We start from the raw sequence: 18,554 nt of genomic DNA on the forward strand, positions 1-18,554 counted from the left end.
CCGGCGAGTCCGCCGGGTGCTGGCAGTGGTGTGCCTGCTCGTCGTTGCCGGGCTGCCCGCCGGATCCTCGAACGCCGGCGCCGCCGGCCCGGGAACGCTGCGGGTGCTGCAGATGAACCTGTGCAACAGCGGCCGGGCCGGCTGCTACACCGGCCGGGCCGTCCCGCGGGCCGCCGACGTGATCGCCGCCGAGGCACCCGACGTGGTCACGCTCAACGAGATCTGCCGCGACGACGTGGCGACGCTGGAGCGGACGCTGCGGGCCGCCCGCGCCGGCGGCACCGTGGTGTCCGCGTTCCAGGCCGCCGGTGACCGCCCCTCCGGTGGTCCTACCCGGTGCGACAACGGCGAGCCGTACGGGATCGGGCTGCTGACCCGCCTCGACGGCCGGGACGCGCGGTCGTCCGTGCACCGCGGGACCTATCCGGCGCAGGACCTCGCCGACCCGGAGGAGCGGGTCTGGCTCTGCGTCCGGGGCGACGGGCTGCATGCCTGCACCACGCACCTGGCGAACACCAGCGGCCAGGTGGCGCTGGCCCAGTGCGGGCAGTTGCTCGGCGCGGTGGTGCCGGGGACCCGGGGCGACACCGGGAGCGCGCCGACAGTCCTCGGCGGTGACCTCAACCTGCGCGCCGGCGGCACCCCGGACGTGCGCTCGTGCGTGCCGGTCGGTTACCGGCGGATCGACGACGGTGCCCGGCAGCAGATCATGGCGTCCGGCGGCGTGACGATCTGCTGCCGCCGCGCGGTGGACATGCGCGGGACGACTGACCACCCGGCGCTGGTGGCGACCATGATCGGCGCCCGCCGTCACCTGTGATCAGAGGAACCGCCAGCGCTGGTGCGCCGCCCCGGTGTCGTCGGCGAGGACCGCCTGCGCCCCCTGGGCGCCGGAGCCGCCGCTGAGCCCGAGCACCCGGCCCCCGTTCGCGCACTGGATCCGGAACCAGCCGCCTCCGCCGTGCCGCAGCCGCCACCTGTGGTCGGCGGTGCCGTTGTCGGCCCACTGGACGATCCGGGCGTCCGCCGCGGTCGAACCACCCTCGACGCCGAGCACCTTGCCGCTGTTGCCGTTGCGCAGCCGCAGGTAGCCGCCGGTGTCCACGAGCGCGGTCCAGAGGTGGTCGGCGGTGCCGGTGTCGCCCCACTGGATGACCGGCCCGCCGTCGGCGGTGGACATGTTCTGTACGCCGAGCACCAGCCCGCTGCCGAGGTTCTGGATCCGCCGCGCGCCGTTGGGCAGGAACCGCCACTGGTTGTCGAGGCTGCCGTTGTCCGGGTCCTGCACGGCGAACGCGCCCTGGGCGGTCGAGCCGCCGGAGATGCCGAGCAGCTTGCCGGTGTGCACGTTGCGCAACTTGTGGCTGCCGTCGCCGACGTCGACCACTGTCCACAGGTGGTCGGCGGTGCCGTTGTCCGCCCACTGGAGGATCCGAACGCCGTCGGCGGTGGACATGTTCTCCACCCCCAGCACCTTGCCGCTGTTGACGTTGCGCAGCCGCAGCGCCGACCCGTCTACCACAAGCTGCCAGTCGTGGTCGGCGGTGCCGGTGTCACCCCACTGCAGCGCGAGCCCGCCGTCGGCGGTCGACATGTTCTGGATGCCGAGCACCAGCCCGCTCGCCGCGTTGGCGAGCCGGAAGCTCGCCTCCCCGCCGCCACCGCCCGCGCCGACCCGCCAGTAGACCGTGTAGTTGTGCCCGTGGGCGTCGTAGAAGGGGCCGAGGTTGACGGTGGCGCCGTCGGCCCGGGCGGTGAACGCGAGAGAGCCCGTGCCGGTACGGGTGATGGAGGCGGGATCCAGCGTGGGCAGGCCGCTCAACGTGGTGTTGCCGTAGTTGCCGGAGAGCACCACCGGCCCGTACGTGACGGCCTGCACCGCGGCGTCGTCGTTGGCAGGCACCGTGGCGACCCGCATCGGCAGCCGGACCGTGACCGTGTCGCCGGAGGTCCAGGCACGGGTCAGGACGGCGTAGCTGCCGGGCGCGGTGGCGATACCCGCCGCGACGCCGTTGACGCTGACGCTCGCCCCGCTGGTCCATGCCGGGATCCGGATCCGCATCGTCCACGAGCCGCTGACCGAGCCGGTGACGGTGAGCGTCGTGGTGTCGCCGACCGGGTACGACGTGGCCTGGGTGACGGTGATGCCGCGCTGGCTCCAGGTGAGAACGGACGGGACGAACAGGTTGACGGTCAGCGTGGTGCCGTTGTGGAAGTAGATCGCGTCCGCCAGCGTCGTGTTGGTCTCCAGCCCGGTGCCCTGGCAGCACCAGAACGAGTTGTAGTCGGTGCTCCACGTGCCGCCGCCCCACGCCGGGCCGACACCGCGCCGCCCGCCCGGGTTGAGCGGGGTGAAGTACGTGACGTGACCGTGCGCGTCGGCCGGGTTCTGCTGGCCGATCATGTGGTTGAGCAGCGCACGCTCGTAGAAGTCGGCGTACGCGACCCGGTCCGGGTCGAGCTGCCACAACTCCCGGGTCAGCTTGAGCATGTTGTACGTGTTGCACGCCTCGCACGTGTCGTTGCGCAGGTAGCCGGCGATCGCGTTGGGCGCGCGGAAGTGCTCGGCCTGGCTGTTGCCGCCGATGGCGTACGTGTGGGCGCCGACGGTGATGGCCCACGCGTTCGCGGCGATGTCCCGGTAGCGGGTGACGCCTGTCGCCTTGTACTCCCGGGCCGCGCCGATCCACTTGGGCACCTGCGTGTTGGCGTGCAGCCCGTTGAGCTGGTCGGAGTTCGCGGCGAGCGGGTTGAACACGGCGGCGTGGTCGAACCGCTGCGCGACAGTCAGCCACCGCGCGTCGCCGGTCTGCTGGTAGAGGTCGGTCAGCACCGCGTTCATGCCGCCGAACTCGGTGCCCAGCATGGCCTGCATCTGGGCCGAGGTGAGCCGGCCGGTGCGCTGGTCGACCCAGCCGGCCAGCGCCAGCAGCACGTCCCGGGCCTGGGTGCTGCCGATCAGCCGCCACACGTCCAGCAGCCCGGCGAGCGTCTTGTGGATGCAGTAGTAGGGGACGTTGCCGTTGCTGAGGGTCCGGGCCTCCAGCGCGGTGAAGTCGGACTCCGGGAAGCCGGACAGGTAGCCGGTGCTGAACCCGGCCGCGCCGTTGTTGGCCTGGCAGCGGGCCAGCTCGGCCACCGTGGTGAGCGCCTTGTCCCGGCAGGTGGTGTCGCCGAGCACCGCCCACGCCTGCGCCCAGGCGGTCAGGAAGTGCCCCTGCATGTGGGTGCGGAACGGGAAGTTCGGCGCGTCCCAGCCGCCGTTGGCGGCGGCGCCGCCGGTGGACAGGCGGTGGTTGGCCCGGAAGTTGTAGAGCAGCCGGTTCACGTCGACGAAGCGCAGGTAGGCGACCGTACGATTCTGGTTGTCCTGCCATCGGCCGGCGGTCAGCCGGACCTGACCCGGGTCGAAGGCGTACGCGGACACGCCGATGTCGGGGCGGGCCGGTGGCAGCGCGGCGTGCGCCGTACCGCCTGCGGTGACGGACCCGGCGGCGGCGCCGGCGGTGGCCGCGACGGCGGTGGCGCCGGTGGCGCGGAGCAGGAATCGGCGGTTCACCAGGGGAGCGGGCATGGACGGCCTCCGTGGCGGGACGGTGGTGGTGGGGGACGGCGGTGGTGGGGGACGGTTACGCGGTGACCCGGAACGTGGCGTCCTGCCTGTCGATCGCGGGCGAGCCGGTGCCGAGCGGGTCGATGCGCAGCCGGTAGTCGTGGTGCCGTAGGTAGCGGGTGGGGAAGTTGTGCGAGCGGAACGACGACCAGGTGCTGTCCGCCAGGCCTGCGGTGCGGTGGAAGGTGGCGTCGGCGCGGAACGTGGCGGTGCCGTCGTTCGGGTCGAGCCGGACCGCGTAGTCGTAGTGCCGCAGGTAGTTGCCCGGGTAGTTGACCGACTCGAACGAGACGCCGGCGGCGTCGGCCAGGCCGGGGACCATCCGCCACATCTGGTCCTGGTAGGGGTCGAACGGGTACGCGTCGACGCGGGCGATCCGGTCGGCGTGCCGGACGTAGCGGTCGGGCAGGTTCGACGACTTGAGCCGGACCCAGTTCGGTGTGCCCCAGCGGTTGACCAGGCCGGCGTACTCGGCGTCGCTGATGCCGATCATCGAGCCGTGCTTGGAGTTCAGCGGCGGGGTGTAGTCGCGCTGGTTCAGCGGCGTCCACGAGTTGCCCGAGATGGTCGTCGTGGACCAGGCGTAGTAGTCGTTGTTGACCGGGCTGAACGAGTCGCCCCACAGCCGCCAGCTGCCCTCGTTGGTGCGCAGCAGCAGCGGTGCCTCGATCGCGGTGCCCTGCCGCAGCCCGCTGGTGTACGTGGTGAAGCTGTTCGGCGCGGCGGTGGTGGAGCGGGCGCCGTACAGGTAGCCGTCGTTGAGGTTCTTGTAGTACAGGTACGTGGTGCCGCCGTCGACCACGACGTCGCCGTCGAGCACGCCGAAGGCGGGGCTGAAGTAGACCTGCGGGGCGCTGACGGTGCGGAAGTCGCTGGTGTAGTTGACGAACAGCACGTCCCGGCCGTTGTTGGCGGAGTAGACGATGGCGTACTGGCCGCGGGCGGCGTCCCAGAACGCGGTCGGCGCCCACGTGTGGGTGTCGAGCGTGTGCATCCGGATGCGCCGGTAACCGGTGAACGCGGTCAGGTCGGTCGAATCCCACACGTGCAGGTACTGGCTGGTCAGCCCCCAGTTGGTGCCCTTGAGGTCGGTGGCCAGTACCACGAACGTGCCGTCGGTCCTGCGCAGCACGAACGGGTCGCGCAGGCCGAGCTGCCCGGCGGTGGGGGTGACCACCGGGTTGTTCTGGTTCAGCGGGGTCCAGTTCAGGCCGTCCCGGCTGACGGCCAGGTGCAGGCCGTAGTCGGCGCCGAGGCCGTTCGGCGTCTCGGTGAAGTAGGCCATCGCGTAGGCGGTGTTCGCCGCCGCGAGCGCGCCGCGGGGCAGGCTGAGCGCGCCGGTGGCGGCGGCAGCGGCGGACAGGGCGCCGACTGTGAACGCGCGTCGGGTCAGGGGCACGGGAGGGCCCTCCTCTGCGGGGGAGATGACGGCCGCGTTAACGCTAACAATCTCCCCTAGCCTGGCGTTCACATAGTCGTCTGTCAATCGAATGGTGGCGTTAACGCGTTCAGCTGCGAACCTCCCGGCGCACCGCCGTGGTCTCCGCGTACACGATCAGGATCAGCAGCGCGGCCAGCAACGCGGAGCCGGCCAGCAGCGGCAGCCCGTACGCCAGGACGCCCAGCGCCACGATCACCGCCAGCCCGGCCGGCCGGTACCAGGTCACCCGGCGGTGCACGGCCGCGGCCAACCCGATCCAGCCGATCAGGAACAGTGCCGGGCCGCTGAGCGCCACCACGAGCGCGGCCGGATCGCGGGACAGTGGATCCCCGATCATCACCTGCGCGCCGACCGCCGTGGCCACCACCCCGGCCACCATCACCAGGTGCAGGTAACCGGCCAGCAGGCCGAGCCGGCTCCCGGACGGCCCGCGCGCCTCGATCGCCTCGCCGAGCCGCATCCCGCCCGGCACCAGGTAGAGCCGCCCCACGGTGACCGCGTTGACGAACGCCAGCGCGAACGCCACGGTCCGGTAGCCGTCGAAACCGGCGTTGCTGAACACGATCCCGGCGGACAGGATCAGCTCGCCCAGCGCGATGATGTAGATCTGCTGGTAGCGCTCGGCCAGGTGCTCGCCGACCACCTGGAGATCGCGCCAGCTCGACCGGCCCAGCCCCGGTGTCGGCCAGCGCAGCCGCGCCAGGACGAGATCCAGGACGATCGCCGTGGTCCAGAGCGCCACCTGCGCCGTCCCGGCGAGCGCGCCGGTCACCCACAGCACCCCTGACACACCGAACCAGATCGCCACCCGCAGGCTGCGCACCCGCAGCGGATGTCCGCGCAGCGCCGGCAGCAGGATCAACGGCCGGCCCAGGTGGATCGCTACGTACGCGCCGGCGAACACGAGCGCGTGCCCGGTGTACGCGGTGGGCGCCGCCGCCGCCATCAGCAGGCCGCCGAACATGACCCAGATCAGCAGCGTGACGATCGGCGGGGAACGCGGGTCGAACCAGTCCGTCGACCAGGCGGTCACGAACCACACCCACCAGATCGGCACCAGCAGCAGTGCGGCCCGGTACGCCCCGCCGAGGCTCAGATCCTCCTCCAGCACCAGGGACACCCGGTTCAACGCGAGGATGAAGGCCAGGTCGAAGAAGAGTTCCAGGAACGACGCCCGGCGGGAGGCCTCGCGGGGCCGCAGCAGGTGCCCACGCGGCTCACTCGCCATCCGGTCCCTTCCGTACGCGCCGTCGACGACACCAGTCGTACCAGCCGCGGACGGGGTCGCGCGGGCGAACGCCGCAGGGCGGGCCGACGGTCGTCCCGGCCCGCCCCGACGCGGGTCAGCGGTTGCGGTAGTGGTTCATGGCAAGGGCCACGCCGGACGCCAGCGCCAGCACGCCGAAGGCCGAACCGGCCCACGGGTTTTCCAGGACGTTCGACAGCGTCACGTTCGCCACCACGCCGACGACGAGCACCAGCCAGAGCAGCGGGCGCATCCGGGTGACGGGCGTCGTCGCGGCGGTGGTCTCGGCGGTACGGTCCAGGTCGTTCACGGCTGCCTCCTCGGGTGATGTCCTTGCACCTGAACGTTAGGCGCGCGGCCGGCCGGCAACGATCCCGCCAGCACGACAACCGTGGTACAGCAGGCTGTACTTTCCGCCCCCGGCCCTGACGCACGGCGACGGCGGTGACCTATCGTGACGGCCGGGGGTGGGCCGGGGATGGAGTACGTACGCGGGCGGTTCCGTGCCGCGGTGACCGCGCTGGAGCACCTCATCAGCGGGCTGGGCACCGCTGTGCTGGCGCTCGGCCTGCTGCTCGGGACGGTCGTGGTGGCGGCGGCGTGCGTCGGCGGGGTCGGGCTGCTGCTCGTACCCGGGCTGCTGCAGGCCGTGCGGTCGGTGGCCGACCGGGAACGCGCCCGGCTGTCCCGGTGGGGGCCGCCGATCCCGGCGCCCGGCCCGGTGCCGGCCGGGGTGCGCCAGGCACTGCGCGACCCGGTCGTCCGGCGGGAACTGCGCTGGGTGGCCGTCCACGGAACGCTCGGCTTCGGCGCCGGGCTGATCGCGCTCGCACTGCCGATCTACGCCGTGCAGGACATGACGTTCCCGCTCTGGTACCGGCTGGTGCCGCCGGAGGCCGGCGCGCCCGGCCTCGGCTGGTGGCACATCGACGGGCTCGGCGACGCGCTGGCGGTCGCCGTGCTCGGGGTCGGCTGGCTGTTCCTCGCGGTCACGACCGGCCCGGCACTCGCGCGGATCCAGGCCCGGCCGGGCCGCCGGCTGCTGCCCCCGCCGCCCGGGTTCGACCTGTCGTTGCGGGTCGCCGAACTCACCGCCACCCGGGCCGCCGCGCTCGACGCGCACGCGGTGGAGCTGCGCCGGATCGAACGCTCGCTGCACGACGGCACGCAGAACCGGCTGGTCGCGGTGAACGTGCTGCTCGGCGCCGCGCGGCGGGCGGTACGCCGCGACCCGGACCGCGCCGACGAGATCCTGGAACGCGCGCAGAACGCGGCCGAGCAGGCGCTCGGCGAGCTGCGTACGGTGGTGCGCGGCATCCTGCCGCCGGTGCTCGACGACCGGGGCCTGGCCGGGGCGCTCGACGGACTCGCCGCGGAGTGCGCGGTGCCGTGCCGCCTGTCGGTGGACGTCGACGTGCGCTGCGCGGCGTCGGTCGAGGCCACCGCGTACTTCGTGGTGGCCGAGGCGCTGACGAACGTGGTCCGGCACAGCGGCGCGAGCGCGGTGGACGTCTCCGTGCGCCGGGAGGGGGACCGGCTGCTCGTGACGGTCACCGACGACGGGCGCGGGGACGCCGACGAGACGCGCGGCTCCGGGCTGACCGGCATCCGCCGCCGGGTCGAGGCGTACGACGGGCGGATGACGTTGACGAGTCCACCGGGAGGACCGACGAGGATGCACGTGGAGCTGCCATGCGGATCGTGATCGCCGAGGACGACGCGCTGCTGCGCGAAGGGCTGGCGCTGCTGCTGCGCGCCGAGGACCTGGACGTGGTGGCCACCGCCGGCACACCGGGGGAGTTCCTGGCCGCTGTGGACGAGCACCGGCCGGACGTGGCGATCGTCGACGTGCGGATGCCGCCCACCCACACCGACGAGGGCATCGTCGCCGCGGTCGAGGCCCGCCGCCGCCGACCGGGCCTCGCGGTGCTGGTCCTGTCCGCGTACGTCGAGCAGGCGTTCGCCACCGAGCTGTTCTCGGTCGGCGCCTCCGGGCTCGGCTACCTGCTCAAGGAGCGGGTGGGCCGGGTCGAGGAGTTCCTCGCCGCGCTGCACCGCGTCGCGGACGGCGGCAGCGTGATCGACCCCGAGGTGGTCGGCCAGCTGCTCGCCCGCAACCGGCGGCCGGACACCGCGCTGGCCGAGCTGTCGCCGCGTGAGCACGAGGTGCTGGCGCTGATGGCCGAAGGGCTGGGCAACGGCGCGATCGCGGAACGGCTGTTCGTCACCGACGGCGCGGTGCACAAGCACATCCGCAGCATCTTCGCGAAGCTGAGCCTGCCGCCGGACGACCGCGCCGACCGCCGGGTCACCGCCGTGCTGCGCTACCTCGACGGCCGGCGGTAGACGTACGCACGCGCGCCGCCTCGCGTGAGGCGGCGCGCGTGCGGTGAACCGGGGATCAGCGGCCGGTGCCGCACAGGGCCGCGTCGAGGGTGCTGGTGACCGCCTCCAGCATCTCCATGCTCGTCGGCAGCCCGGTCACCGCGACCACCGCGCTGCGCCCGTCGGTGGTGGACAGGTTGCGGGTCTGGAAGCCCTGGATGTCGCCGCCGTGTCCCCAGGCGTGACCGCCGCAGGGCAGTTCGTGCCGGGCGATGCCCAGGCCGTACTCCCAGACGCCGGTGGGCTCGAAATCGGGCGCCGGCACCGTGCGCATCAGCGCCGCCTGCTGGGCCGGCTCGAGCAGCTTGCCCGCCAGCAGCGCCTCGAAGAACGTGCGCAGGTCCGACGGGGTCGAGACGAGCTGGCCCGCGGCCCAGCCCAGCGACGGGTCCATCCGGGTCACGTCGACCCACGGCGCGCCCGGTTCCACCGCCACGTATCCGCGCGGCAGCCGGCCGGGCAGGTCCTGCTCGCCGGTCCGCGGCCAGTACGTGTCGCGCAGCCGCAGCGGCTCGATGATCCGCCGGGTGATCTCCTCACCCACCGGACGTTTGGTGACCCGCTCGATGATCAGCCCGGCCAGCACGAAGTTGGTGTTGCTGTACTCCCACTTCTGACCCGGCGGGAAGCGCCGGTCCTGGGTGAGCGCCTCGTCCAGCAGCCGGCGCGGATCGAAGTAGTCGCTGCGCCGGTCCACCAGGTCCTGCGCCTCGCTGAACACGACCTCGTCGTAGTCGGGCAGGCCGCTGGTCTGCTGCAGCAGCTGGCGTACGGTGATCCGCCGCCCGTCGTTGCCGTTGGCGCGCACCATCCCGGGCAGGTAGCGCTCGACGGTGGCGTCCAGGTCGACGCGGCCCTCGCCGACGAGCTGAAGGACGACCACGGCGGTGAACGTCTTGGTGTTGCTGCCGATCCGCACCCGGGCGTCGCGGGGAATCCCGGCGCCGGTGCGCAGGTCACCCACGCCCGCGGTGTAGTCGCGTACCCGGCCGTCGCGGCGTACGGAGGCCAGCGCCCCGGGGAAGCCGTGCTCGGCGACCAGGCCGTCCAGTCGCTTCTGGACCGCGTCGGCGGCGGGACGCCGGGCGTCGGTGGTGGTGGCGGACGCGGCGGGCACACCCAGCGCGGTGACGGTGAGCAGGGCCGCGGCGCCGACGGCGACCGGGAAGGTACGGCGGGTCATGGGAACTCCTCGACGGAGGTGAACGGGTACGGGCTCAAGCCTCGCCAGAATCGGTTCCGCGCTCCATCCCGCCTGCTACCGAGCCGGGGTAGCGCTGGCACTACTTGATGGCGCCGATGCCGCCGGTTAGGCTCCGCCCAGCGTCGCGTGCCGGTGGCAGACCGTGTCAGGCATGGAGGCGCCGGATCGAAGGGAGCACGACGATGACACTCGTCGTCCCTTCGCCCTCGCCACGTGGCTGAGGGCGAACAGACCAGGCTGGTGGCCTGGAGCCGGGAGATGCGCGCCGTCCACGAGCGGCTGCGCGAGGCGCTGGCGGTGACCCGGCGGGCGCTCGCCGACGGTGCGCCGGCCCGCCCGGCGACACGTGAGCTGCTGTTGTTCTGCCACGGGTTCTGCGCGGCGCTGACCGCGCATCACGAGGGCGAGGACCACAGCCTCTTCCCGGCGATCGCGGCGCGGCATCCGGACCTGCGCGGCACGCTGGACCGGCTGCGGCAGGACCACTCGATGATCGGGTACCTGCTGGCCGGGCTGAGCGCGGCGGTGGCCCGCGACGCCCCGCCCGACGAGCTGGCCCGGCACCTGGAGGGCGTGGCGGCGATCATGGAGTCGCACTTCCGGTACGAGGAGCGGCAGCTGCTCACGGTGCTGGAGACGCTCTCGCTGGACGCCGACCCGGGCGACGTGTTCGGGCCGTTGTGACCACTGTCGCGGCCCGGCGGATGCGCACCGCCGGGCCGCGACCGGTCCCTGTCAGTTCAGGCCGCAGGTGGCGAACCCGTCCAGGTTCGGGCGCTGCGCGCCGACCCGGTTGAACGCGATCTCGATGCGGTCGAGCGCCGCGACGCGCTTGCTGCGCAGCGGGCCGAGGATGGCGTTGTCGATGAACGCCGGTCCGCCCTCTGGGCGTACCGCGAGGCGGGCCAGGCGGGCGTCGGCCTCGGCGATCTGCTTGTCCAGCGTGGCCAGTTCGGCCTGCACCTGGCCGGCGGCCGCCGCCGGGACGGCGGGCAGCGCCACCCGGGGGCAGTTCACGGTCCGCGCCGCGCCGCCGGCGTTGCCGTTCTGGCCGCCCGCGTTGCCGTTCTGACCGTTGCCGTTCTGCCCGCCGGCGTTGCCGTTGCCGTTCTGGCCGGCACCGTTCTGGCCGGTGCCGCCGTTGACGGCGCTCGGCACGCCCGGGGCGTTGAGCGAGCAGGCCGCCAGCGCGTCCAGGTCCGGCCGCTGCGCGCCGATCCGGTTGAAGGCGATCTCGATGCGGTCGAGCACTGCGACGCGCTTGCTGCGCAGCGGGCCGAGGATGGCGTTGTCGATGAACGCCGGTCCGCCCTCGGGGCGTACCGCCTGCCGGGCCAGCCGCTCGTTCTGCCGGGCGATCTCCTGGTCCAGGTTTGCCAGTTCCCGTTCCACCTGGGCCGACGCCGCCGCGGGGACGGCGGGCAGCTTGTCGCGTACGGTCGGGCAGTTCACGGTCTGCGCGGCGGCAGTGGTGGCCGGGCGGTTGTTCTCGCCCGCCGACGCCAGCTGCAGTCCGCCGGCCAACAGCAGCGCCGCGAGGGCACCCACCCCGCCGAGCTTCAGGACCGCGGTCTTGCGCGTACCCCTGGCCATGCACCTCTCCTCTGGTTGACCGGGAGGGCCGGCGCGGCGGGTGCCGCCCCGTCTCCACGGTGCGAAGTGACGACTGGAGGAATCGTGCTCGTGCCCGCTCCGGCATCGCGGTTCCGGCCGATGTTCCGGTCGGCAGTGGATACGGACGGCGCGGCGGGATCGTTCAGTGCGGGCCGAGGTTTGACCACATCGATGTCCGTCGTTAGGCTGCGCTGAAAGCGCTTACTGCGCGGGAGCGTGAGCGTTCGTGGCACGGCCGTCCGGGTATCAAGGCCCGCCCCCGACACCGACCGGGCATCGGTGCCGGCGTGGGCACGGCACCACCACCCGCAGGAGACCAGCATGATCAACCGACACCGCCGTACGGTGTTGTGGACGTCCGCCGCGGCGACGGCCGCGCTCGCCGCGTCCGGCCTGGCCGTCGGCGCGACCGCCGCCCAGGCGGCCGCCGGCTGCCGCGTCGACTACGCCGTCACCGCGCAGTGGGGCGGCGGCTTCACCGCCAACGTCAACCTGACGAACCTCGGCGACCCGCTCAACGGCTGGGCCGTCACCTGGACCTTCGCCGCCGGTCAGACCGTCGCCCAGGCCTGGGGCGCCGAGATCACCGCCAGTGGCGCCTCGGTGCGGGCCGCAAACGTCAGCTACAACGGCAGCCTGGGCACCAACGCGAGCACGTCGTTCGGCTTCAACGGCACCTGGAACAACAGCAGCAACCCGGTCCCGACCTCGTTCGCCGTCAACGGTGTCACCTGCACCGGCGGCGTCACGCCCACCACCGGCACGCCACCGACCAGCGCCCCGCCGAGCAGCCCGCCCCCGAGCACCCCGCCACCGACCACGCCGCCACCGGCCGGTGGCGCGATCTACGCCGCGCCGAACGGCACCGCCGGGGCGGCCGGCACCCAGGCCAGCCCCACCACGATCGCCGCGGCGATCACCCGCGTCGGCGCCGGGGGCACGATCTACCTGCGCGGCGGCACGTACAACCTGTCGCAGACGGTCACCGTCGCCGCCGGCAACAACGGCACGTCGAGCGCCCGCAAGAACCTGTACGCCTATCCGGGCGAGACGCCGATCCTGAACTTCTCCGCGATGAGCGAGGATCCGGCCAACCGGGGACTGGCGCTGAACGCCTCATACTGGCACGTGCGCGGGCTCGTGGTGGAGCGGGCCGGTGACAACGGCATCTTCGTCGGCGGCAGCAACAACATCATCGAGCGGACGGTGACCCGCTTCAACCGCGACACCGGGCTGCAACTGTCCCGGATCGCCTCCAGCACGCCCCGCGACCAGTGGCCGGCGAACAACCTCATGGTCAGCGTGGAGTCGCACGACAACGCCGACTCCGACGGCGAGGACGCCGACGGCTTCGCGGCCAAGCTCACCGTCGGCGGCGGCAACGTCTTCCGGTACGCGGTGTCGCACCACAACATCGACGACGGGTGGGACCTCTACACCAAGTCCGACACCGGCGCGATCGGCACGGTGACCATCGAGGACTCGCTCGCGTACAGCAACGGCACGCTGAGCAACGGCACGCAGAACGGCAACGGCGACCGCAACGGCTTCAAGCTCGGCGGTGAGGACATCGCCGTCAACCACACCGTCCGGCGCACCATCGCCTACCGCAACGGCAAGCACGGGTTCACGTACAACCGGAACCCGGGCACGATGACGATCTCGAACAACCTGAGCATCGACAACACCGAACGCAACTTCTCGTTCGACGCCGGTACCTCGGTGTTCCGGAGCAACACGTCCTGCCGCTTCGCCGGCAGCGGCTCCAACGACAAGACGGTCGGCAACGTGGACGGCTCGAACCAGTTCTGGTCCGGCTCCAACGGTTCCCGCTGCGCCACGTACTCCGGTGCCCTGGCCTGGTCCTTCGCCGGCGACGGCCGCCTGACGGTGACCCTCGGCGGCCGCCCGGTCTCGCTCTGACCCCGGCACCCCACCGGGTTGATCATGAGGTTGGCGGCCGGATCGGAGATCGACATCGCCGTCAACCTCATGATCGACCGGGGAGGGGTGCGCTGGGGAGGGTGGGGTGGGGGGTGGGACGGGGGAGGGAGATCGGACCGAAGGACCGGCTTGACAGGATGATCGAGTCTTAGGTTAGCCTAACCTGCGTGACGAGCGGAACGATGCGGGCCGACGGCCTGCGCGGCAGTGAGCTGCGGCTGGGCTACCACGGCAAGACGGTGGTGCACGACGCCGCCATCACGCTGCGGCCCGCGGCGGTGACCGCGCTGGTCGGCCCCAACGGCAGCGGCAAGTCGACGCTGCTGCGCGGACTTGCCCGCCTGCACCCACTGGAGCACGGCGAGATCGTGCTCGCCGACGGCACACCGGCCCGGACGCTGTCCGCCCGGGACTTCGCCCGCCGGGTCACGCTGCTCGCGCAGAGCAGGCCCACCCCCAGCGGGGTGACGGTGCGGGACGTGGTCGGGTACGGCCGGCACCCGTACCGGCAGCGGTGGCGCGCGAACGACCTCGACGGACCGGCCGCGATCGACCGCGCCATGCGGGTGACAGGCGTCGACGGCATGGCCGGACGGCCGGTCGACGAACTCTCCGGCGGCGAACTGCAACGGGTCTGGCTGGCCACCTGCCTGGCCCAGGACACCGCGATCCTGCTGCTGGACGAGCCGACCACGTTCCTGGACCTGCGCTACCAGGTGGAGATCCTCGACCTGATGCGCGACCTCGCCGACACCGCCGGCGTCGCCGTCGGTGTGGTGCTGCACGACCTCAACCAGGCGGCCGCCGTCGCCGACCAGGTCGTGCTCCTGCACGAGGGCCGGGTACGCGGTACCGGCACCCCGCACGAGGTGTTCACCGAGGCGGCGCTCACCGAGGCGTACGGCATCCGCGTCGAGGTGAGCGTCGACCCGGTCACCAATCTGCTCTCCACACGTCCCGTCGGCCGGCACACGACCCGCGTCTCCGCCTGACCGACTCCTGCACACAGAAGAGAAACCCGATGCTGCGTACCCGAATGACCCTGCTCGTCGCCGCCGCGGCGAGCGCGCTGCTGATCGCCGGCTGCGGCACCACCGAGGAGCCCGCCGCCGCACCGTCCCCCTCCGACGCCGCGTCCACCGGCCCGGTCACCGTCACCGACAGCCGGGGCAAGACCATCACGCTCAAGAGCCCCGCCAGCAAGGTCGTCGGCCTGGAGTGGGGCGAGGTGGAGATGCTCGTCGGCCTCGGCGTGATGCCGGTCGGCGTGGCCGACCCCAAGGGGTACGCCACCTGGGTGACCGCCGCCCCGCTCGACGCGAGCGTCAAGGACGTCGGCACCCGGGGCGAGCCGAGCGTCGACTCCATCGTCGCCCTCCAGCCGGACCTCGTGGTGATGGAGGCCGAGCGCGGCTCCGCCGTCGTCACCCAGCTCGAGAAGTACGTCCCCGTGCTGGTCACCAAGGGCAGCGACGCCTCCGACAACATCGGCCGGATGCGCGCGGACCTGAAGATGATCGCCACCGCGACCGGGCGCACCGCGCAGGCGGACAAGCTGCTCGCCGATTTCGACGCCGCGCTCGCCGACGGCAAGAAGAAGATCGCCGACGCCGGTGCGGCCGGCAAGCAGTTCGCGATCGCCGACGGCTGGAAGGAGGGCAGCACCGTCTCGATCCGGATGTTCGGCGAGGGCGCGCTCGTCTCCCAGCTCGGCATCCAGCTCGGCCTCAAGAACGCCTGGACCGGCAAGACCGACGAGATGTGGGGCCTGGGCCAGACCGACGTCGAGGGCATGACCGTCCTCAAGGGGCAGGACGTGCACTTCTTCTACAACGCCTCGGACGGCACCGACGTGTTCGCCGACGGCCTCGCCGGCAACGCGATCTGGCGTTCCCTGCCGTTCGTTCAGCAGAACAAGCTGCACAAGATGCCCAACGGCATCTGGACCTTCGGCGGCACGCTGTCCGCCAAGCAGTACATCGACGAGCTGGTCAAGGTCTACACGGCTTGAGCGCGATGACCGCCCCCGCCCCGCCGGGGCCGGCCACCCGGCCGGCCCCGGTCGGGCCGCCGCCCGCCCGGCGCAGCCGGGTCGCCGGCGCGTTCGCCCTCGCCGCCGCGCTGCTCGTCGCGATCACCGCGGTGCACCTCACCCAGGGCACCTCCTCGGTGGGGGCGCTGGACCTGCTCCGGCTGCTCACCGGCGGCGACGACGAGACCGCCCGGGTGCTCGTCGCCTCCCGCCTGCCCCGGCTGCTCACCGGCCTGGCCGTGGGCGTCGCGCTCGGCTTCGCCGGCGCGGCGCTGCAGTCGACCACCCGCAATCCGCTCGCCTCGCCGGACACGCTCGCCGTCAACGCGGGCGCGCACCTGGCGATCGTCTCCACCGCCGCGTTCGGGATCGCGCTGCCCGCGCTGCCCGCGGGCGGGCTGGCGTTCTGCGGCGGCCTCGCCGCCGCCTCCCTGGTCATGCTGCTCTCGGCCGGCGGTCAGGCCGCCACCACCCGGCTCATCCTCGCCGGCTCGGCCACCGCGATGGCGCTCTCCTCGCTGACCATGCTGCTCATGCTGCTGTTCGAGCAGGCCACCATCGGCCTGTTCGCCTGGGGCAACGGCTCGCTCGTGCAGGGCGACCTGGTGGCGTTCACCCAGCTCGCCCCCGTGATCGCTGTCGCCGCGCTGGTGCTCGTGGCCCTCGGGCACCGGCTGGACCTGCTCGCCCTCGGCGACGACACCGCCACCGTGCTCGGGCTCAACGTGCGCCGTACCCGGCTGACTGTCGTGCTGCTGGCGGTGCTGCTCTCCGCCGCGGCGGTCACCCTGGCCGGCCCGATCGGCTTCGTCGGCCTCGGCGCGCCGGTGATCGTCCGGCTGCTCGGCCGGTGGGTGCCCGAGGTGCATCGGCACCGCGTCCTGATGCCGCTGTCCGGCATCGTCGGCGTGGTCATCGTCCTCGGCTCCGACGTGCTGCTGCGCGCCGTGCTCGGCGGGCAGGCCGGGGTCGACGTGCCGACCGGCGTGGTGACCACGCTCTTCGGCGCGGTGCTGCTGGTCTGGCTGGCCCGCCGCCACCGCGACGCCGGACCGACCCGGCAGGCGCCGGGCGGCCACGCCGCCGTCCGCTCCCGCGGCTTCGTCGCCGTCGTCGTCGCGGTCTGCGCGGTCGTCGTCACCGCCGCGCTGGTGCTCGGCATGCTCGCCGGCGACACCTGGGTGCTGGTCGGCGACATCGTCAACTGGGTGCAGGGCCGCACCGGACCGGCGTACACCTTCGTGCTGGACGCCCGCTGGCCGCGCGTCGCCGCAGCGCTGCTGGCCGGCGCGGCGCTGGCCCTGGCCGGCACCACGGTGCAGGCGGTGTGCCGCAACCCGCTGGCCGAACCGGGCATCCTCGGCATCACCGGTGGCGCCGGCATCGGGGCGGTGTCGCTGCTGACGTTCGCGCCGATGGCCGGCGTGCTTGCCCTGTCCGGCGCCGCCGGACTCGGCGCGGTCGTCGCGTTCGCACTGGTCTACGGCCTGGCCCGGCGGCGGGGGCTCAACTCCGACCGGCTGGTGCTGATCGGGTTCGCGGTCTGGCAGGGCGGCACGGCGATCATCACGTTCATCGTGGTGTCCTCCGACCCGTGGAACACCGGCAAGGCGCTGACCTGGCTGTCCGGCTCCACCTACGGGCGTACCGCGCCGCAGGTGCTGCCGGTGGCGATCGCGCTGCTGATCGCGCTGCCGGTGGTCGCCGCGGTGCGCCGCGAGCTGGACCTGCTCGCGCTCGACGACGACACGCCCCGGGTGCTCGGCGTCCGGCTGGAACGCGCCCGGCTGGTCGCGCTCGGCCTGGCGGCACTGCTCACCGCCACCGCCGTGTCGGCGGTCGGCGTGATCGGCTTCGTCGGCCTGGTCGCGCCGCACGCGGCCCGGGCGCTCGTCGGCGGGCGGCACACCCGCGTCCTGCCGGTCGCGGTGCTGCTCGGCGCCACCCTGGTCAGCCTCGCCGACACGCTCGGCCGCAGCGTCATCGCCCCCGCCCAGGTCCCCGCCGGTCTGGTCACCGCCATGATCGGCACCCCGTACTTCGTCTGGCTGTTGTGGCGCTCCCGCGCCGCGGCGGCCGCCCGTTGACCCGTTCGCCGACGAACCACCCCCCGCACGTGAGAGGAATGACGCATGACCAGCACCTTGGCCGTCGCGCCCTGGCGAGTCTTCACCGTCGAGGTCCGCGCGCTGCGGCGGCTCGGCCCGTCGTTCCTGCGGGTGACGCTCACCGGCCCGGACCTGGACCGGTTCGCCGACAACGGGTACGACCAGCGGATCAAGCTGGCCCTGCCGCCGGTCGACGGGGCGCCGGGGGAACTGCCCGACGGGCCGGACTGGTTCCCGCGGTGGCGTGAGCTGCCGGACGGGCTGCGTAGTCCGATCCGCACCTACACGGTGCGGGCGGTGCGGCCGGAGGCATACGAGGTGGACGTGGACATGGCGCTGCACGGCGACGGCGGCCCGGCCACCCGGTGGGCCCGGCGGGCCCGCCTCGGCGACCGGATCGCCGTGGTCGGCCCGGATGCCGGCTGGGACGGGCCGCACGGCGGCGTCGAGTTCCAGCCGCCGGCCGGCGCGACGCTGCTGCTCGCCGGCGACGAGACCGCCGCGCCGGCGATCTGCGCGATCCTGGAGCGGCTGCCCGCCGAGGCGCGCGGGCACGCGCTGGTGGAGGTGCCGGAGACCGGTGACGAGTTGCCCTGCGCGGCCCCGGCCGGCGTCACGGTGACCTGGCTGCCCCGCGACGGCGCCCCGCACGGCAGCCGGCTCACCCCGGCCGTGACGAGCCTGGCCGGCCGGCTGGTGCCGGTGCCGGTCGCGGCGGGCGCCGCGCCGCTGGCCGAGGTGGACGTGGACCGGGACATCCTCTGGGAGGTGCCGGAGCGGCCCGACGGGGCGGCGCTCTACGCCTGGCTGGCCGGGGAGGCGGCGGTGATCCGCGGCCTGCGGCGGCACCTGGTCACCGAGCGGGGCATGGACCGGCGCGCGGTGGCGTTCATGGGCTACTGGCGGGCCGGTCGCGCGGAGAACTGATCGTCTCCACCGCTGTGCGAAGCGGGCCGGCGCATGGTGC

Annotated in this window: 15 protein-coding genes; 9 read left to right on the forward strand and 6 right to left on the reverse strand. The window is 73.2% G+C overall.

Annotated elements, in window-relative coordinates; all coding sequences use genetic code 11:
- Positions 1 to 16 precede the first annotated feature (16 nt).
- Positions 17 to 820 carry an endonuclease/exonuclease/phosphatase family protein gene (locus IRY44_RS08605; RefSeq protein ID WP_194799912.1) on the forward strand — a complete coding sequence of 268 codons (804 nt, stop codon included), beginning with the start codon at positions 17 to 19 and terminating at the stop codon, positions 818 to 820.
- Here the strand turns inward: IRY44_RS08605 and IRY44_RS08610 are convergent, their stop codons facing one another.
- The 4 genes from IRY44_RS08610 to IRY44_RS08625 all read right to left on the reverse strand — a co-directional run bounded on the left by IRY44_RS08610 (position 821) and on the right by IRY44_RS08625 (position 6,610).
- Positions 821 to 3,574: a beta-L-arabinofuranosidase domain-containing protein gene (locus tag IRY44_RS08610; RefSeq protein WP_194799913.1), complete on the reverse strand. Its 2,754-nt coding sequence runs from the start codon at positions 3,572 to 3,574 to the stop codon at positions 821 to 823.
- Between the two features lie 55 nt (positions 3,575 to 3,629).
- Positions 3,630 to 5,012 (reverse strand): glycoside hydrolase family 43 protein, encoded by a 1,383-nt coding sequence (locus IRY44_RS08615; RefSeq protein ID WP_194799914.1) that lies wholly within the window; start codon positions 5,010 to 5,012, stop codon positions 3,630 to 3,632.
- 109 nt (positions 5,013 to 5,121) lie between these two features.
- Positions 5,122 to 6,282, reverse strand: coding sequence for a low temperature requirement protein A (locus IRY44_RS08620; protein WP_194799915.1), 1,161 nt, complete (start codon positions 6,280 to 6,282; stop codon positions 5,122 to 5,124).
- Between the two features lie 115 nt (positions 6,283 to 6,397).
- Positions 6,398 to 6,610 carry a hypothetical protein gene (locus IRY44_RS08625; RefSeq protein ID WP_194799916.1) on the reverse strand — a complete coding sequence of 71 codons (213 nt, stop codon included), beginning with the start codon at positions 6,608 to 6,610 and terminating at the stop codon, positions 6,398 to 6,400.
- Between the two features lie 168 nt (positions 6,611 to 6,778).
- On the opposite strand from IRY44_RS08625, the gene IRY44_RS08630 reads away from it, so the two are divergent.
- Together IRY44_RS08630 and IRY44_RS08635 are read left to right on the forward strand one after the other, a co-directional pair.
- Positions 6,779 to 8,005 carry a sensor histidine kinase gene (locus IRY44_RS08630; RefSeq protein ID WP_194799917.1) on the forward strand — a complete coding sequence of 409 codons (1,227 nt, stop codon included), beginning with the start codon at positions 6,779 to 6,781 and terminating at the stop codon, positions 8,003 to 8,005.
- Positions 7,993 to 8,646, forward strand: a complete 654-nt coding sequence (locus IRY44_RS08635) for a response regulator transcription factor (protein ID WP_194799918.1) — start codon at positions 7,993 to 7,995, stop codon at positions 8,644 to 8,646. The genes IRY44_RS08630 and IRY44_RS08635 overlap by 13 nt, the downstream gene beginning before the upstream one ends.
- Before the next feature lie 55 nt (positions 8,647 to 8,701).
- Here the strand turns inward: IRY44_RS08635 and IRY44_RS08640 are convergent, their stop codons facing one another.
- Entirely contained in the window at positions 8,702 to 9,868 is a 1,167-nt protein-coding gene (locus IRY44_RS08640) for a serine hydrolase (RefSeq protein ID WP_194799919.1), read from the reverse strand.
- Positions 9,869 to 10,102: 234 nt separating this feature from the next.
- Between IRY44_RS08640 and IRY44_RS08645 the strand changes: the two genes are divergently transcribed.
- Positions 10,103 to 10,573 carry a hemerythrin domain-containing protein gene (locus IRY44_RS08645; protein ID WP_194799920.1) on the forward strand — a complete coding sequence of 157 codons (471 nt, stop codon included), beginning with the start codon at positions 10,103 to 10,105 and terminating at the stop codon, positions 10,571 to 10,573.
- A gap of 51 nt (positions 10,574 to 10,624) precedes the next feature.
- Here the strand turns inward: IRY44_RS08645 and IRY44_RS08650 are convergent, their stop codons facing one another.
- Positions 10,625 to 11,482 (reverse strand): hypothetical protein, encoded by an 858-nt coding sequence (locus IRY44_RS08650; RefSeq protein WP_194799921.1) that lies wholly within the window; start codon positions 11,480 to 11,482, stop codon positions 10,625 to 10,627.
- 342 nt (positions 11,483 to 11,824) lie between these two features.
- Between IRY44_RS08650 and IRY44_RS08655 the strand changes: the two genes are divergently transcribed.
- The 5 genes from IRY44_RS08655 (at position 11,825) to IRY44_RS08675 (ending at position 18,514) form a co-directional block, all read left to right on the forward strand.
- Entirely contained in the window at positions 11,825 to 13,426 is a 1,602-nt protein-coding gene (locus IRY44_RS08655) for a cellulose-binding domain-containing protein (RefSeq protein WP_194799922.1), read from the forward strand.
- A 203-nt stretch (positions 13,427 to 13,629) separates the two neighbouring features.
- Positions 13,630 to 14,439, forward strand: a complete 810-nt coding sequence (locus tag IRY44_RS08660) for an ABC transporter ATP-binding protein (RefSeq protein ID WP_194800125.1) — start codon at positions 13,630 to 13,632, stop codon at positions 14,437 to 14,439.
- A 29-nt stretch (positions 14,440 to 14,468) separates the two neighbouring features.
- The gene (locus IRY44_RS08665) at positions 14,469 to 15,458 is read left to right on the forward strand and encodes an iron-siderophore ABC transporter substrate-binding protein (protein ID WP_194799923.1); all 990 of its coding nucleotides are present in this window, start codon (positions 14,469 to 14,471) and stop codon (positions 15,456 to 15,458) included.
- 5 nt (positions 15,459 to 15,463) lie between these two features.
- On the forward strand, positions 15,464 to 17,566 hold the full coding sequence (locus tag IRY44_RS08670) for an iron ABC transporter permease (RefSeq protein WP_194800126.1): 2,103 nt from the start codon (positions 15,464 to 15,466) through the stop codon (positions 17,564 to 17,566).
- A gap of 45 nt (positions 17,567 to 17,611) precedes the next feature.
- Entirely contained in the window at positions 17,612 to 18,514 is a 903-nt protein-coding gene (locus IRY44_RS08675) for a siderophore-interacting protein (protein ID WP_194799924.1), read from the forward strand.
- Positions 18,515 to 18,554: the final 40 nt, after the last annotated feature.

Source organism: Micromonospora sp. ANENR4, assembly GCF_015354395.1.
GTDB classification, from domain to species: Bacteria; Actinomycetota; Actinomycetes; order Mycobacteriales; family Micromonosporaceae; genus Micromonospora; species Micromonospora aurantiaca.

Bases quoted from the DNA above. Each gene is read 5' to 3' on its own strand.
- IRY44_RS08610 (WP_194799913.1), bottom strand. From the start codon at position 3,574: ATGCCCGCTCCCCTGGTGAACCGCCGATTCCTGCTCCGCGCCACCGGC.
- IRY44_RS08620 (WP_194799915.1), bottom strand. From the start codon at position 6,282: ATGGCGAGTGAGCCGCGTGGGCACCTGCTGCGGCCCCGCGAGGCCTCC.
- IRY44_RS08630 (WP_194799917.1), top strand. From the start codon at position 6,779: ATGGAGTACGTACGCGGGCGGTTCCGTGCCGCGGTGACCGCGCTGGAG.
- IRY44_RS08635 (WP_194799918.1), top strand. From the start codon at position 7,993: ATGCGGATCGTGATCGCCGAGGACGACGCGCTGCTGCGCGAAGGGCTG.
- IRY44_RS08640 (WP_194799919.1), bottom strand. From the start codon at position 9,868: ATGACCCGCCGTACCTTCCCGGTCGCCGTCGGCGCCGCGGCCCTGCTC.
- IRY44_RS08650 (WP_194799921.1), bottom strand. From the start codon at position 11,482: ATGGCCAGGGGTACGCGCAAGACCGCGGTCCTGAAGCTCGGCGGGGTG.
- IRY44_RS08655 (WP_194799922.1), top strand. From the start codon at position 11,825: ATGATCAACCGACACCGCCGTACGGTGTTGTGGACGTCCGCCGCGGCG.
- IRY44_RS08660 (WP_194800125.1), top strand. From the start codon at position 13,630: ATGCGGGCCGACGGCCTGCGCGGCAGTGAGCTGCGGCTGGGCTACCAC.
- IRY44_RS08665 (WP_194799923.1), top strand. From the start codon at position 14,469: ATGCTGCGTACCCGAATGACCCTGCTCGTCGCCGCCGCGGCGAGCGCG.
- IRY44_RS08670 (WP_194800126.1), top strand. From the start codon at position 15,464: ATGACCGCCCCCGCCCCGCCGGGGCCGGCCACCCGGCCGGCCCCGGTC.
- IRY44_RS08675 (WP_194799924.1), top strand. From the start codon at position 17,612: ATGACCAGCACCTTGGCCGTCGCGCCCTGGCGAGTCTTCACCGTCGAG.